Here is a 14,212-nt window from a genome sequence, read left to right as displayed (position 1 = left end):
TCTCTCACTATCACCAAATGATCTCGCCTCATGATTTTAGCTATTGCTCTTATGCTTTGTTTTGTTCTAAGCCAGTATTCCAGCTTCTGCCGATCGTAAAATTTTAAATTATTTGACATATCCACCACTTTAATGGTTTTGACCATATTTTTCTAATTGGGTGGTGCGTTCAGTTTAGATTATTGCATAGCAGTATTTAGCTTGACAATAAAGGTAATTTATGCTATAATGAAATAAGTTTAAATATGTATGGGCCCTTAGCTCATTTGGTAGAGCGCCGCGTTTGCAACGCGGAGGCGACCGGTTCGAGTCCGGTAGGGTCCACCAAAAAATCCCAGGTTATCTGGGATTTTTTGTTTTAATTTTTATTGCCTTGCCATCTATTATCGCTTCACTGATTTTTTTGTGGGCTAAGGTTATAATTCTTTGAAAAGTGCTTTGAGATATATTCATTTTTTTTGCCGCTTCTGTTTGGTCTAATCCCTGTTTGTCTTTTAAGTGTATTGCTTCTATCTCATCTAAATCCAAAATAATCTCTTCTAAAGAGGTCATTGGAATACCGCGCGGTTTGAAATAAGTTGCGGTTGGGTCAAAACGAATTTTTCTATTTTTTCTTGGTCTTGGCATAATAATATGTTGCTATAATTGTAGAAATTGGCAAAGCTAACGCAATACCAATACTTCCGACTAATGTTCTAATAATCTCTGTGGCAATCATTTCGTTATTTATTACTTGCATAGCTGTCATTGTGGATTTTGCCGAAAAAAGTATTAGAAATGGCAGAGATACTGCGGCATATGCCAAAAATAATGTATTTATAATGGCGCCTAAGTGGCTTCTGCCAATCCCGTATGCTTTTTTTATAATTTCCTTTTTATCAAGCAATGGGTTTGCGTCTTTTATCTGACGGACGGCTTCTATTTGGCTTAACACCATATCGTCTAAAACACCCAGTGTGCCGATTAATATTCCGGCTAAAAGCAATCCTTTAAAATCTATCGCGTTTTTGCCAATGCCTATTAAATACATTATGTCTTCTCCGGCAGTTCCGGTAAGGCGCGCCATAAAAGTAAATAGCGTGGCAAGCTCGCCAGTGATAACAAGAGATATCAGAATGCTTAAAACAGAAAGATGAGATTTTGCATTCCATCCTTCAGTAAGATAAATAATAATAAGCAATATTAAAAATGAACCGATTATTGCTATCAAAAGCGGATTGTGGCCGGCTAAAATTTGTGGAACAATAAATTTTATTATTATTAAAAAACTTATACATAAACTTAGCAAGGATTTTAGCCCTTTCCACTTTCCAATAAAAACAATGATTAACGCAAAAATAAAAGCCAATAGATAAAGGTTGCTTCTGCGGATATAGTCCAAAATATAAAATACGTCGTTTCCTTCCCCATCTTGCACGTAGCTTACCAAAACATTGTCTCCTTTTTTATATATATTTGTATTTACTACTTCTAAATCGGATATTCCGTAAAAAATAATTTTTTTATCTTTCCACACACCATCTAATCCTTCCATTTGTATATCTTGTTGAATTATTTTTGAGCCATCTTCTGAAATATACTCTCTTTCTTGTATAATTTTTAAAACCTTGGCTTCAAGGATATTATCAGAAGTTTGCGCGTTTGAAACAATCGGCATTAAAAAAGTAAGGAGCAAAATTATTAAAAGTATTTTTTTCATATTTTTTTAATAAAAGAATACCCAAATTCCCAGCCCGAGCATTATCAGTCCTGTAATAAGATGCAATGCTCGGATATTTTTTTCTTTCCATTCCTTGGCTTTTTCTGTATTTGAATATCCAAAATAAATTATAAAAGCAAGTATTAATAAAGGAAGTATAAAGAAAATATTATAATAAAGCAAATCAGGGATTATGATACTAAGAGATTCTTGTTGAGATAAAAGACCGAGGACAAAAAAATACGGACCTCCGGTGCAAGGAAGCTCAAAAAGTGTTACTACAAAACCGATTAAAAAAGCTCCGATGGGAGACGTTATTTTTTTGAGCATCGCCTGAAGTACTGGTCGCCATTTGCGAGGGATTTCCATAACAAATCCTTTGCCATACCAAAAAAAATCTTTAAGATTTGCTAAGCCGATAAAGATAGCTAAAACGCCAACTATTCTATAAACTATATGAGCATTTATATTGGCGGTTTGAATAGCTTTTAATATCCCAAGACCAAAAAGAAAATAAGAAATGTAAATTGACGCAATAAAAGCAAGCCCTCCGTACAGCGCGCGTTTTCTGTCATTAATAAGCATTAGGGCGCTAAGTAAAATTACCAAAACCGCTATCGCGCATGGATTAATTGAGTCGGCAAGCGCGGCAATTGTTATTGCAAAAAGAGATAGTGATTTTGATGGTTTATTGGAGATTTGTGTTTTTGTTTCATTGTCTTTTGGCGCTTCAACCGTAGGTATATTATTTTCTGCGGGCGTATTATCAGATGAGGGTATATTGTTCAATGAAAGCGTGTTATCTGAAACAGGCAGATAAGTTTTTATAATTCTTTTAAATTCATTTTCCAGATTATTAATAATAGGTGTATCCCCGGACAAATATTTATCAGGTAAAAAAATAACAGGTACGCCTTGTTCTTTTTGCGGAACATTGTATTTTTTATACATACTAAGTAGAGCCATACCATTTTCCTGATTTTGATAAATTTCAAGACCATAAATTATTATTTGTGGATAGTTATTACTTATTTTTTCTAAAAAAGGCGCGACATTTGCGCAATGTGGACATCCTATTCCATAGAAAAAATAGACAGGTATTTTTTCCTCGGCTTTTAATGCAAGGGGATTTAAAATTAGCGTAAAAAATAAAATCCCGATAAACAAAAATTTTAGAATTTTTATATTCATATTATTTTTAAATAATAACACAACGCCCCACTTTTTTAAAGTTGGGTGTTGTGTTTGTTTTAGGATTTTCGGCCAAATCCGCGGCCGGTTATTCTATCCGAGCTTCTGCGTGGACGGCGACCGGTGCCTTGTCTTGCCAATCCATTGATAGATGGACGAATTGTTTGATCCTTCTCTGTACAACGACCTAATCCTCTTCCGGTTTTAGGACCTTTTCCTTCAGGCCCTGTGCCATCTTGATAAGGCATATGTTTTTAGGTTAATTATTATATATTATGAGTATATACCCATTATAATATTTTGTCAAGTAAAAAATCCACGCATAGTGGATTTTCATAATTTATATTTAATAATACAAATTATATATTTATCTTTATTTCTTCTATAAGTATTTTTTCTGCTTCAATTATATTTTTATATGGCAGATCAATATGAGCAAGCTGGCCGGAAAAATGTTCTACACCCAAAGACTCTATTTTTATATTTTTAGTTTCACTATACATCAGAGCTTTTATTTTTCCATCGATAGCTTCAAAAATAATCACAATTGTGTCATTGGCAGGAGAATTGGACATAAGCTCGTGGATAACATCAGGGAGAACGTTTTCTTCAGCTCCAGAATGAATAAAATCGTCTCTGGTGAGTATTGAGCAGATAATATTTTCATTTTGTTTTAGGCGTGCCAATGTTCGCCCCCATAATTTTAATGTTTCAATAGCTTTTGTTCTGTACATCATTTCAACAATTTCATGTCGGTTTGCACCGAGCTCAATCATTTTTCCTGCTGCTTCAAGGGTTTTTGTACCGGTATTTGCGCGCCGGAAATTTTTTGTTTTGGAAATAATGCCGGCTAAGAGGCAATTAATTATTTCTTCATCCATATTTTTACTATTTCCCAGTACGTTCCAAATGATTTCCGCGACAGACGAACTTTTTATATCTATCATATTTATTTCTCCAAATCCGTCATTTTGCGGTTGATGATCAATATTAATTATCGGCACATTATCAAAAAGCGTTTTATTATTTATATATAAATCACCCAATTGCGCTATATCCGGCGTGTCTAGAACAATAATCAGGTCATAGCGCAAAGAACCGTTATCAACTTTTAGATTGTTTAGACTTAGGTTTCCGAATTTTGGACTCAAGAAGATATTTAAAAGGTCTCCGTCTATTTTATATGAAAAATTTTTAAGTCCGGAGTTTTTGATATTTATAGAAATTGATGATTCTTTTGAGGATACTATGCTATTTTTTATTTTATCTGCAGAGGGGAGAAAGGCTAGATTTTTGGGTAGGGAAAAATTAGATGAAGCAATATCGGCCGTTTTATTATTTTTGGTAATAATTTTTTGAAGAGCCAGGGCTGAGGCTATAGCATCAGCTCCGGCAGGGTAGCCGTTCCCATATTTAATATCCTTAAAAGCAATAAGGATATTTTCGGATTTTTTGATGGAATGGATTATTTGTTGTTTTGGGCTAAGGGGCATAAAATAATTATGAATTATCAATTACGACTTACGAATAAGAAATACCAATGTGATGAATAATTTAATATCTTAGCTTAACAGCTGGCGATACTTATGTCAAGTATTGATACACTGAAGCTAAGTTGCTAACATGTTTTTAGGAGGTGAGGAATGGAAATCACCATCACTTGGGCGTGGGTCCAGTGGGCCGGAGTAGTTCTTTTTGCTTTGTCTTTCATAGTATTTTTGGAGGTAGTTTGCCAGACAATAACGGCTTTGGATTCTGTAATGGGCTACGATGGCTCGTTTTACCGCTGTTCATTCTTTGGCTCATTGCAATGGTTATTAAGGGTATTTTTTTCTAACTCTCTTTTTTGGAGAGTTTTTTGTTTTAGCGCGGTTTGTCAAGAAAATGGATTTTTGGTAAAGTAGATATATAATAATGTAGTCCCTCTACAAGGTCGGGAACTATAAATTTTTGATATGAAGGAAGTTCCAAAGGCGTATGAGCCGAAAAAATATGAGGATAAGATTTATTCTGCATGGGATAAATCAGGTTTTTTTAATCCCGATAAATTAAAAGGCGCTCCGTATTCTATAATGATGCCACCGCCAAATGTAACTGGCGTGCTTCATCTTGGGCATGCATTGGAGAATTCTTTAATGGACGTGATGGCCCGCTATCAAAGATTGCAAGGCAAAAAGGTTTTGCTTTTGCCGGGCACCGATCATTCGGCAGTGGCAACACAGGCAAAAGTTGAAAAAGTTTTGATGGAGAGTGGAATTAAACATCCGCGAGAAGAATTGGGACGCGAAAAGCTTTTGGCGGAAATCCGTAAATACGCGGAAAATTCTAAAAAAATAATTTTATCACAAATACGAAAAATGGGGACTAGTTGCGATTGGTCGCGTTTAGCATATACTTTTGATGAAGACAGGAATAAAGCGGTTGTTGCGGTTTTCAAAAAAATGTATGACGACGGGTTGATTTATCGCGGGTTTAAGGCGGTTAATTGGAGCGTTAAGGGACAATCCACTTTGTCTGATGACGAGATAGTGTATGTGGAAAGAAAAGCAAAATTTTATACTTTTAAATATTCTCGCGAATTTCCTATTACAATTGCAACCACCAGGCCGGAAACAAAATTAGGAGATACGGCGGTTGCAGTAAATCCAAAAGACGCGCGCTACAAAAAATATATTGGCAAAACATTTGATATTGATTTTGTCGGAGTTCCATTAACAATAAAAATTATCGCCGATAAAAATGTAGATATGGAGTTTGGAACCGGCGCATTAGGGGTTACTCCGGCACATTCTTTGGTTGATTATGAGATGGCAGTAAGAAATGGACTAAAAATATTGCGAAGAGTCATAAATGAAGAAGGTGTCATAGCAATAGAACATCCGGAGAATATAAATCAAGAAAATGATTTTATTGTTGATTTGAAGACGCAAAAAAAATTATTGGAAGCAAAGAAAGAATATACTGGTTTGAGCATTGAGAAAGCGAGAGAGAAAATTATTGAGAAGTTAAAGAAACAGGGATTATTTGTTAAAGAAGAAGAAGTAGATCAGAGTGTCGGCACATCAGACAGGTTTGGCGACATTGTTGAGGTTTTGCCAAAAACACAATGGTTTGTAGCTGTTAACAAAAAGATTCCCGGCAGAAATGAAACATTGAAAGAAATAATGAAAGAAGCGGTTGGCAAAAACGGAGTCCGCATTACACCAAAAAGATTTGAGAAAACATATTTTCAGTGGATAGATAATTTGCGTGACTGGTGCATTAGTCGTCAGATTTATTGGGGACATAGGATTCCTGTTTATTATCGTAAACAGGAAATTACGAATGACGAATTACAAATGACGAATAACAAAGGTGTCGCTTTGTGGCAAGATATTTATGTGGGAGACAAGGCGCCAGGAAAGGGATGGGAGCAAGATCCAGATACGCTTGATACATGGTTTTCTTCCGGGCTTTGGACATTTTCAACACTTGGCTGGCCGCTTACGAAAGTTATTTTTGTCAGGCATGGGCAAGCGGAGGGGAATGTGCGGGGGATACTGGATGAACACAGTGATACAGATTGGAACGGTTTGACGGAAAAAGGTATAAAACAAGTCTTGAAAATTACAGGCGAAATAAAAAAATACGGAGCGGTTAAGATTTTTTCTTCACCGGTCAAGCGCACTAAAGAAACTGCCGAAATTATAGCAAAGGAGCTGGGAGTTAAGATTGAATTTGATGATCGTATCCGAGAAATTGGAGTTGGAGAATTTCAGGGAGAGGGTGGTGACGGCTTTGCAAAAGCGAGAACGGAATTTTATAACGGCGGTAAAAACGGATATAAGATAGAGTCCTTGGAAGATTTGGAAAAAAGATCTGCTTCATTTTTGAAAGATTTAAACAAAAAGTATGCTGGAAAAACTGTGATTGTCGTTTCGCATGGCGACCCAATTGCGTATATGTCGGGCATTGCGGAATTTTCTAAGAAAAAAATCCCCGGGGATTATCCACCGACTGGCAGTTATGTTATCCGTGGCATTGATAATAATGGAGAGGCGGATGAAGATTTGAAAGAGTTTCATCCAACCGACTGGATGCAGATGGGGCATGAGATTTTATTTTTTTGGATGGCAAGAATGATTTTGATGAGCGAATATGCGCTCAAAGAAATTCCGTTTAAAGATGTTTATATACATGGTATTTTGCGTGATGAAAAAGGGAACAAATTTTCAAAATCATCAGGAAACAATATTGATCCGTTGGATGTAATAAAAAAATATGGAACAGACGCTTTGCGATTTAGTTTGCTTGCCGGTGTTTCTCCGGGTCAAGATCAAAGATTCTATTTTGAAAAAGTAGAAGGCGCAAGAAACTTGGTAAATAAAATTTGGAATATTAGTCGTTTTATTACGACGAACAAAAATAAAAGCGGGAAAGAAGGATTTGCAGATAAGTGGATAATATCCAAATTTAATACCTTGGTTACAGAAGTAACGGGAGATTTTGATAATTTTAGATTTTCGCAAGCAGGAGAAAGGTTGCGCGAATTTACTTGGAGCGATTTTGCTGATTGGTATTTGGAAGCTTCTAAAGTAGAAGGCGGAAAATATTTAAAAGAAATTTTAGAAAAGCTTTTAATTTTGTGGCATCCGTTTGTTCCGTTTGTGACAGAAGCTATTTGGAGTGATATGTTGGGAAAGAGAAATTTGATTGTGGCAGAATGGCCTAAAACAACAAAAAAATTAGGAATAGGCGATTTTGAAAAAGTAAAAGAGCTGATTATCAAAATTCGCAATCTTCGCGCAGAAAACAAAATTGAAGCCGGAAAAATTGTAAATTTTGAAATTGCATCAAAGACAGAAAAATTATTTAAAGATAATTTAGAAATTATTGAAAGATTATCAAAGAGTAAAATAAATTTAAAAAAATCCGACGCAGGGACGAGGATAAAATTGTTGGCGAAAAAACAAGATAAAGAAAAAACAAAGGCGCGACTTCAAAAAGAGCTGGACGAAAAAGAAGAGTATCTATCAGGTTTGAATAAAAAATTGGCAAATAAAGAATTTATTGTAAAAGCTCCAAAGTCGGTAGTGGATAGTGAACGTGAAAAGCTTAGAAAAGCAGAAGAAGAAATAGAAAATATAAAATCACAATTAAAAAATTTATAATAAGGTAGTTCTCGACTCTGCTCGAACAATAATATTCTTCGACTAAGCGGAGCATGTGGAGAAGTGCAATTGAAAAATATGGATAAAATAAAAGAATTATTAACCCGCGGGGTGGAAAACGTTTATCCGACGCCTGCATTTTTGGAAAAATTATTAAAATCAAAAAAGAAGCTGATAATATATGCCGGTTATGACCCGACAGGGCCGACGCTCCATATCGGACACGGTATCACAATGTTAAAGCTTAGGCAATTTCAGCAATTAGGTCATAAAATTATATTTTTGATTGGCGATTTTACCGGAATGATTGGCGACCCGACTGACAAATCTTCAACAAGACAACAGCTTACAAAAGAAGATGTTTTGAAAAACTGCAAAGAGTATAAAAAACAAGCATCAGCAATTTTGGATTTTAACGGAAAAAATCCTGTTGAAATAAAATATAACAGCAAATGGTTTTCTAAAATGGATTTTGCTGATGTTTTGCAATTGTCATCAAGGTTTACAGTTCAAAGAATGATGGAGCGCGATATGTTTCAGGAACGAATAAAAGCCGGTAAGCCGATTTATGTCCACGAATTTATGTATCCAATGATGCAGGCATATGACAGCGTGGTGATGGACGTTGACGGAGAGGTTGGAGGAAATGATCAGACATTTAATATGTTAGCAGGTAGGGATTTGATGAAAATCATGAAAAATAAAGAAAAATTTGTTTTGACAATGAAACTTTTAACAGACACTACTGGCAAAAAAATGGGCAAAAGTGAAGGGAATATGGTTGCGCTTTTCGATTCTCCGGAAGATATGTTTGGTAAAGTAATGAGTTGGCCGGACGAGATGATAATTTCCGGTTTTGAACTTTGTACCATTGTGCCGACAGAACAAGTGGAATCAATGAAAAAAGAAATAAAGAAAAATCCACGCGAATTAAAAATAAAACTCGCATCTGAAATAGTAAAATTATTTTTAGGAGAAGCGTCAGCAAAAAGAGGTAAAGCTCATTTTGAATCGGTAATTGTAAAAAAGGATGTGCCTTTGGATATGCCGGAATATAAACTGAAAGGTAATAAAAATATTGCAGACGTTTTGGTTGAATCAAAGTTGTGTTCAAGCAAAAGTGACGCGCGTCGGGCAGTAGAGCAGGGCGGAGTTTCGTTAGATAATAAAAAAATAAAAAGTTTTGAGGAAAAGGCAACTTTCGGAATTTTGAAAAAAGGAAAAAGACATTTTGTAAAATTGATTTAAATAAATAATTTTGGATATGTTTTTACAAAAATTAAAATCTGATTTGGCAAAAAGCGTAAATAAAACATTGGGAAGCAACTTGATAAATGGTGCCGATTTTGAATATCCACCGGAAAATATAAAGGGAGGGGATTTGGCACTTCCACTTTTTAAATTAGCAAAAGAATTGAAAAAGAAACCGCAAGACATTGCAAAGAATTTGCAAAAAGTTTTCAAAAAACAGAAGTTAATTGAGCGTACAGAAGCAAAGGGTGCATATTTGAATATTTATCTAAACCGCGCTAAAACCGGAGCAGAGATATTAAATGAGTTGCAAGCGCAGGACATTGATAACAATTATATAAATGTAGGTAAAGGAGAAAAAGTATCAATTGAATATATGTCTCCAAATAGCAATAAGCCTTTGCATCTGGGGCATATTAGAAATGCTTATCTTGGTAGTTCTATCGCTAATATAATGCAATTTTGCGGATATCAAGTTAATAGAGAGTGTTTGGTAAATGATAGGGGAATCGCTATTTGTAAGGCCATGCTTGCCTATGAATTTTGGGGCAAGAATGACAGCCCGGCAAAGTCAGGGTTGAAGTCTGACCATTTTGTTGGAAAGTATTATGTTCTTTTTGAAGAAAAAGCAAAAAAAGACAAATCTTTGCCGGCAAAAGCGCAAAAACTTTTACAAGAGTGGGAGGTTGGCGATGAAAACGCAATGCAACTGTGGGAGAAGATGCAAAAATGGGTATTAAGCGGTTATAAACAAACTTATAAAAGACTGGGTGTTTCATTTGATAAGGTTTTTTATGAAAGCAAACTTTTTAAAAAAGGTAGAGAAATCATAGAAAAGTATCTAAAGGAAGGAAAGGTGGAAAAAGATGCAAATGGAAATGTAATAATAAAACTTGAAAACTGTGGTTTGCCGGACAAAATTTTACTTCGTGAAGACGGAACGGCAATCTATATAACAACTGACATGGCTTTGGCAAAAACTCGATTGGACAGTGGTTATAAAAAAGTATTTTATGTGGTCGGCTCGGAACAAGATTTATATTTTAAACAACTTTTTTGTGCTATAGAAAAATTAGGATTATATACAGGGCAAACAGATTTGATAAAGAGGCCAGAGTTTCATCATCTTAGCTATGGGTTAGTTGAGCTTCCAGAAGGAAGAATGAAGTCACGTGAAGGCACGGTGGTAGATGCTGATGATCTTTTGGATAAAATGGAAGAAATTGCTAAAGAAGAAATTAATATTAGGCATGATTTTATGAAAGAAGGCGAGGTGGATAGAAGATCGGAGATAATCGCTTCTTCTGCACTCAGATTTTATATATTAAATGTTAATCCTGCGACAAAGATAAGATTTAATCCAAAAGAATCTTTATCTTTTACCGGAAAAACCGGTCCATATCTTTTATATACCTATGCTCGACTTCATTCAATATGGAGAAAGGGGAAAGGGAAGGGAATGTATGAAAGATTGGATTTTTCTCTATTAAAAGAAGATAAATTATGGATATTGGTTTTGGGAATTGCAAAATTTCCAGAAGCCGTAATATCTGCCTTGGATGGTCTTGACCCGGAAGAAATATCCGCGTATTTATATGACCTATCTGTCAAAGTATCTGATTTTTATCATAATGTCCGCGTTTTGGACGCTGACTTTAAAGAAAGAAGGATAAGCATTGCTATAATAGATAGCCTGCTTGATATTTTTAAGAAGGGTACCGCATTATTGGGAATTGAGGTTTTGGATGAAATGTAGAGGAGGCATAATTAAAGATTTTCTTGCCTTTTTTATCATAATTAGCTAATATTATTTTAATAGCTCATAATTAATTTTTATAATTTTATGTTCAAAAAAGAGTCAAAAGAAGGATTAGAAGACTATTATTCCGAAGAAGACCAAGACGATAGGGATTTGCAAGATACGATAATAGCTCAAGGCGTAAAAGTAGAGGGCGATTTTAATAGTAAGGGTAATGTAGTGATTGAAGGTGTTGTTCTCGGAAGCGTAAAGACAAACAATAATCTACAAGTAGGTGAAAAGGCCAAAATAACTGCGAGTGTTTCTGCGCATGATGCTTATGTAGCTGGAATTATAGAAGGTAACGTAAAGATTAAAGAAAAATTAGAGCTATCTCCAACTTCTAGAATTTATGGTGATATTGAAGCTAAAACTCTTGTTATTACTGCAGGTGCATTATTTAACGGTAAATGCAGTATGTTTGATCCAGATAATCCAAAGGAAAACAAAACCTCTAAAAAATTAAAAAAAGAGGAAGATGCCAGCGAAGAAAACTAAAATTCCTAAAAAAATAGAAAAAAAGTCCGCTGCCTATCCTCAAAAAAAGCTTGATAAAAAAAGCGTCTCCGTAAAAAAGGCAGCGTCTTCTATAGTTGAAGAAAAATCATTAGTAAAAAAGAAGATAAAAAGGAAGGTAAGGTCTATAGACGACCTTTTGGATAAAAAGAACATAAAAAAAAGGATAAAGAAAAATATTGCCGAAGAACTTTTGAAATCCAAAAAAAATTTAAAGGCAAAAATTTATACTTCACCTTATGCGTATATATATGCCGAGTATCTTCGCGGAGCAAAATATGAAAAGCAATTAAGGACGATTGAAAATAGGTTGACCGACTTAGGAATAAGCGGTAGAGTACACAGGTTATCTCAGTTCAAGAATTTGAAAGAATTAATTGAAGAAGATACAAGACGCGGAATAAATACGATAGTAGTAGTGGGCGGAGACGATATCATAAAAGAATCAATACGAGTGGCCGCAGAACTTGATGTCACTTTGGGGATTATACCTTTAGGGGGAGGTGGGTATCATATAGCAGAAGCGCTGGGTATCCCAGAAGGTGTATCTGCATGCGAGATTCTTTCGCAAAGGATTATAGATAAGATTGATATTGGAAAAATAAATGGAAAGCCGTTTGTTTCTCGTTTATATATATCTAATCAGCGCGTGCCCTTATTTTGTAATAAAAAATATGAAGTTATGTCGCCGGGAGGAGATGTGGCAATATATAATTTGAATTTGAATACAGAAGATAAAACAATACCAAAAATAAATCCAAAAGATGGACAATTAGAAATTTTGGTAAAACCCAAAAAAAAGCTTGGTATTTTTAAAAAGGAAAAGTCACAAGAAAGTTTATTTTTTGCGAATAGAATAGATATAAAAAGCGGAATTGCATTTTCTATTTTTGTAGATGGAATAAAAAATTTTTATAAAGAAGTTGAAATAAAATTAGTACTGCAAGGGTTGAGGCTGATAGTTGGAAAAGGAAGAAAAATTTAAAAATCACATTTTTGTTGTTATTTATGCCCAGGTGGTGAAATTGGTATACACGCCACCTTGAGGTGGTGGTGGGCGCAAGCCTGTGGAGGTTCGAGTCCTCTCCTGGGCACCAATCAAAAAATCCCAAAATAATTGGGATTTTTTGATTGGTGTTTTATATTTAGTATGTTGGATTTATTGGTCATATTTTTTGGTTATTTTTTATAAAGTATACTATAATACTAAATATAGAAGACTTTATAGTTTTTAACTATATTTAGTAAATAATTTAATAATATGAAAACGATTGCCCCTTTCAGTTTAAAAGATTTTGAACTTACTCAAGACTATATTCCGGATCCATTAGTTATTTATAATTTAAAAACAGGCATTTCTATAAGAGTAAATAAAGAAGCCTGCAAATTTACTGAGTTTAGTAGGGAGGAGCTTGAAGGAAAGCCAATTCTTAAATTGCCTATTTTATTAAAAAGCGATTTAGCACTAATATCGGAAAAGATTAAAATGAGAGCGCAGAAAAAAGCAGTTTTTCCATATGGAATAAAAATAAAAACAAAGAGTGGTAAAATACTATTTGTTGAAATAAATGGCACAATTGTTAAAGATGGTGCCGACTATTTGGTATTGATTTTTTTCCGTGACGTAACTAAAAAAATAATGCTCGAGCATGCTCTAATTAGAGAAAAAGAAAAATTTGAAAAATATATAAATATAGCTGATGTAATGATATTATCTCTTGATACAAAAGGGAATATAACTTTTTTAAATTATCGAGGATACGATTTATTAGGATGTAAAAACGCTGAATCTTGTTATAAGGATAAAAAATTGATAGGAAAAAATTGGTTTAATAATTTTTTGCCTAAGCGGATAACCGGAGAAGTAAATATTGTATTTGATTTATTAATGAAAGGAAAAACGAAACAAACTGCGCATTATGAAAACGCTATATTAAGGCTAGACGGTAAAGAAAAGATGATTTTATGGTGCAATACGGTGTTAAAAGACGCTGAGGGAAAAATAACAGGCACACTGGGTTCTGGAATGGATATAACCAAACAAAAAGAAGATGAGAGCGCATTAGAAGAAAAGATAAATCAATTAAAAAAGATGAATGAATTGATGATAGGGCGAGAATTGAGAATGGTGGAATTGAAAGAAAAATTGAAAAAATAAATTTATAATGTAAAAGTTAATAAAATAAAAATTAAAATATTTTTTATGATAGCAAGAATAATAGTGGGAATTTTGGGCACTGCTTTAGGTGTGTCAATGATGATGAAAACGGAATGGTTTTTACAAATGCTTGGAAGAAACGCTTGGGCAGAAGCAAAATTTGGTTTTGAAGGCGGAAGCCGTCTTCTATACAAACTTATTGGACTTGTCATTATTTTGATTACTTGGTTTTATGCATTTAATTGGTTGAACGGTTTGTTTAAATTTTTTTTAGGAGGTTTATTTCGCGCGCAATAATTTTAAGCTTTGATTATTAATTTTTTTTATTATATATGATATATATTCCAACTGGATCCGAATTATTAAATCCGAATAAAATTTTAGAAAAATTAGATCTTAGAGCCGGTATGACGGTTACTGATTTAGGATGTGGCACAAGCGGGCATTTT

At 34.3% G+C, this 14,212-nt stretch carries 14 protein-coding genes and 2 tRNA genes; 10 read left to right on the top strand and 6 right to left on the bottom strand.

Translation table 11 applies throughout. The features are described from left to right. Positions 1-146, bottom strand: a 146-nt coding sequence (locus COU51_02055) for a hypothetical protein (GenBank protein ID PIR66809.1), incomplete at its 3' end; no start/stop codon positions are given. Positions 147-251: 105 nt separating this feature from the next. Between COU51_02055 and COU51_02050 the strand changes: the two genes are divergently transcribed. Further along, positions 252-327, top strand: a tRNA-Ala gene (locus COU51_02050). A gap of 12 nt (positions 328-339) precedes the next feature. Here COU51_02050 and COU51_02045 read toward each other — a convergent pair. The 5 genes from COU51_02045 to COU51_02025 form a co-directional block, all read right to left on the bottom strand. Further along, the gene (locus tag COU51_02045; protein PIR66808.1) at positions 340-627 is read right to left on the bottom strand and encodes a hypothetical protein; all 288 of its coding nucleotides are present in this window, start codon (positions 625-627) and stop codon (positions 340-342) included. After that, positions 605-1,699, bottom strand: coding sequence for a YibE/F (locus COU51_02040; GenBank protein ID PIR66807.1), 1,095 nt, complete (start codon positions 1,697-1,699; stop codon positions 605-607). The genes COU51_02045 and COU51_02040 overlap by 23 nt, the downstream gene beginning before the upstream one ends. A 6-nt stretch (positions 1,700-1,705) precedes the next feature. Then, positions 1,706-2,890 carry a hypothetical protein gene (locus COU51_02035; protein ID PIR66806.1) on the bottom strand — a complete coding sequence of 395 codons (1,185 nt, stop codon included), beginning with the start codon at positions 2,888-2,890 and terminating at the stop codon, positions 1,706-1,708. Between the two features lie 59 nt (positions 2,891-2,949). Continuing rightward, positions 2,950-3,138, bottom strand: coding sequence for a hypothetical protein (locus COU51_02030; GenBank protein ID PIR66805.1), 189 nt, complete (start codon positions 3,136-3,138; stop codon positions 2,950-2,952). 111 nt (positions 3,139-3,249) lie between these two features. Beyond that, positions 3,250-4,383: a hypothetical protein gene (locus tag COU51_02025; GenBank protein ID PIR66804.1), complete on the bottom strand. Its 1,134-nt coding sequence runs from the start codon at positions 4,381-4,383 to the stop codon at positions 3,250-3,252. Positions 4,384-4,533: 150 nt separating this feature from the next. Between COU51_02025 and COU51_02020 the strand changes: the two genes are divergently transcribed. From COU51_02020 to COU51_01980, 9 genes are all read left to right on the top strand, one after another. Beyond that, entirely contained in the window at positions 4,534-4,794 is a 261-nt protein-coding gene (locus COU51_02020) for a hypothetical protein (GenBank protein PIR66803.1), read from the top strand. Positions 4,795-4,845: 51 nt separating this feature from the next. After that, positions 4,846-8,040, top strand: coding sequence for a hypothetical protein (locus COU51_02015; GenBank protein PIR66802.1), 3,195 nt, complete (start codon positions 4,846-4,848; stop codon positions 8,038-8,040). Positions 8,041-8,118: 78 nt separating this feature from the next. Next, on the top strand, positions 8,119-9,288 hold the full coding sequence (locus COU51_02010; GenBank protein PIR66801.1) for a tyrosine--tRNA ligase: 1,170 nt from the start codon (positions 8,119-8,121) through the stop codon (positions 9,286-9,288). Between the two features lie 16 nt (positions 9,289-9,304). Further along, positions 9,305-11,047 (top strand): arginine--tRNA ligase, encoded by a 1,743-nt coding sequence (argS, locus tag COU51_02005; protein ID PIR66800.1) that lies wholly within the window; start codon positions 9,305-9,307, stop codon positions 11,045-11,047. 87 nt (positions 11,048-11,134) lie between these two features. After that, positions 11,135-11,587, top strand: coding sequence for a cell shape determination protein CcmA (locus COU51_02000; GenBank protein ID PIR66799.1), 453 nt, complete (start codon positions 11,135-11,137; stop codon positions 11,585-11,587). Next, positions 11,568-12,590, top strand: coding sequence for a hypothetical protein (locus COU51_01995; protein PIR66798.1), 1,023 nt, complete (start codon positions 11,568-11,570; stop codon positions 12,588-12,590). The genes COU51_02000 and COU51_01995 overlap by 20 nt, the downstream gene beginning before the upstream one ends. A 25-nt stretch (positions 12,591-12,615) precedes the next feature. Continuing rightward, a tRNA-Leu gene (locus tag COU51_01990) sits at positions 12,616-12,702 on the top strand. A gap of 164 nt (positions 12,703-12,866) precedes the next feature. Continuing rightward, complete coding sequence (locus COU51_01985) at positions 12,867-13,763, top strand: hypothetical protein (protein PIR66797.1); 897 nt, start codon at positions 12,867-12,869, stop codon at positions 13,761-13,763. A gap of 45 nt (positions 13,764-13,808) precedes the next feature. Further along, positions 13,809-14,060, top strand: coding sequence for a hypothetical protein (locus COU51_01980; GenBank protein PIR66796.1), 252 nt, complete (start codon positions 13,809-13,811; stop codon positions 14,058-14,060). Positions 14,061-14,212: the final 152 nt, after the last annotated feature.

This window comes from Parcubacteria group bacterium CG10_big_fil_rev_8_21_14_0_10_36_14, assembly GCA_002772895.1.
Lineage (GTDB): Bacteria > Patescibacteriota > Patescibacteriia.
The sequence above is the reverse complement of the archived record's forward strand: the minus strand, read 5'-3'. Positions and strand labels throughout refer to the sequence as shown.

What these genes read in the sequence shown, in the direction of transcription:
- COU51_02030 (PIR66805.1), bottom strand. Translation starts at nt 3,138, where the DNA reads ATGCCTTATCAAGATGGCACAGGGCCTGAAGGAAAAGGTCCTAAAACC.
- COU51_02010 (PIR66801.1), top strand. Translation starts at nt 8,119, where the DNA reads ATGGATAAAATAAAAGAATTATTAACCCGCGGGGTGGAAAACGTTTAT.
- COU51_02045 (PIR66808.1), bottom strand. Translation starts at nt 627, where the DNA reads ATGCCAAGACCAAGAAAAAATAGAAAAATTCGTTTTGACCCAACCGCA.
- COU51_02025 (PIR66804.1), bottom strand. Translation starts at nt 4,383, where the DNA reads ATGCCCCTTAGCCCAAAACAACAAATAATCCATTCCATCAAAAAATCC.
- COU51_01980 (PIR66796.1), top strand. Translation starts at nt 13,809, where the DNA reads ATGATAGCAAGAATAATAGTGGGAATTTTGGGCACTGCTTTAGGTGTG.
- COU51_01985 (PIR66797.1), top strand. Translation starts at nt 12,867, where the DNA reads ATGAAAACGATTGCCCCTTTCAGTTTAAAAGATTTTGAACTTACTCAA.
- COU51_02000 (PIR66799.1), top strand. Translation starts at nt 11,135, where the DNA reads ATGTTCAAAAAAGAGTCAAAAGAAGGATTAGAAGACTATTATTCCGAA.
- COU51_02015 (PIR66802.1), top strand. Translation starts at nt 4,846, where the DNA reads ATGAAGGAAGTTCCAAAGGCGTATGAGCCGAAAAAATATGAGGATAAG.
- COU51_01995 (PIR66798.1), top strand. Translation starts at nt 11,568, where the DNA reads ATGCCAGCGAAGAAAACTAAAATTCCTAAAAAAATAGAAAAAAAGTCC.
- argS (PIR66800.1), top strand. Translation starts at nt 9,305, where the DNA reads ATGTTTTTACAAAAATTAAAATCTGATTTGGCAAAAAGCGTAAATAAA.
- COU51_02040 (PIR66807.1), bottom strand. Translation starts at nt 1,699, where the DNA reads ATGAAAAAAATACTTTTAATAATTTTGCTCCTTACTTTTTTAATGCCG.
- COU51_02035 (PIR66806.1), bottom strand. Translation starts at nt 2,890, where the DNA reads ATGAATATAAAAATTCTAAAATTTTTGTTTATCGGGATTTTATTTTTT.
- COU51_02020 (PIR66803.1), top strand. Translation starts at nt 4,534, where the DNA reads ATGGAAATCACCATCACTTGGGCGTGGGTCCAGTGGGCCGGAGTAGTT.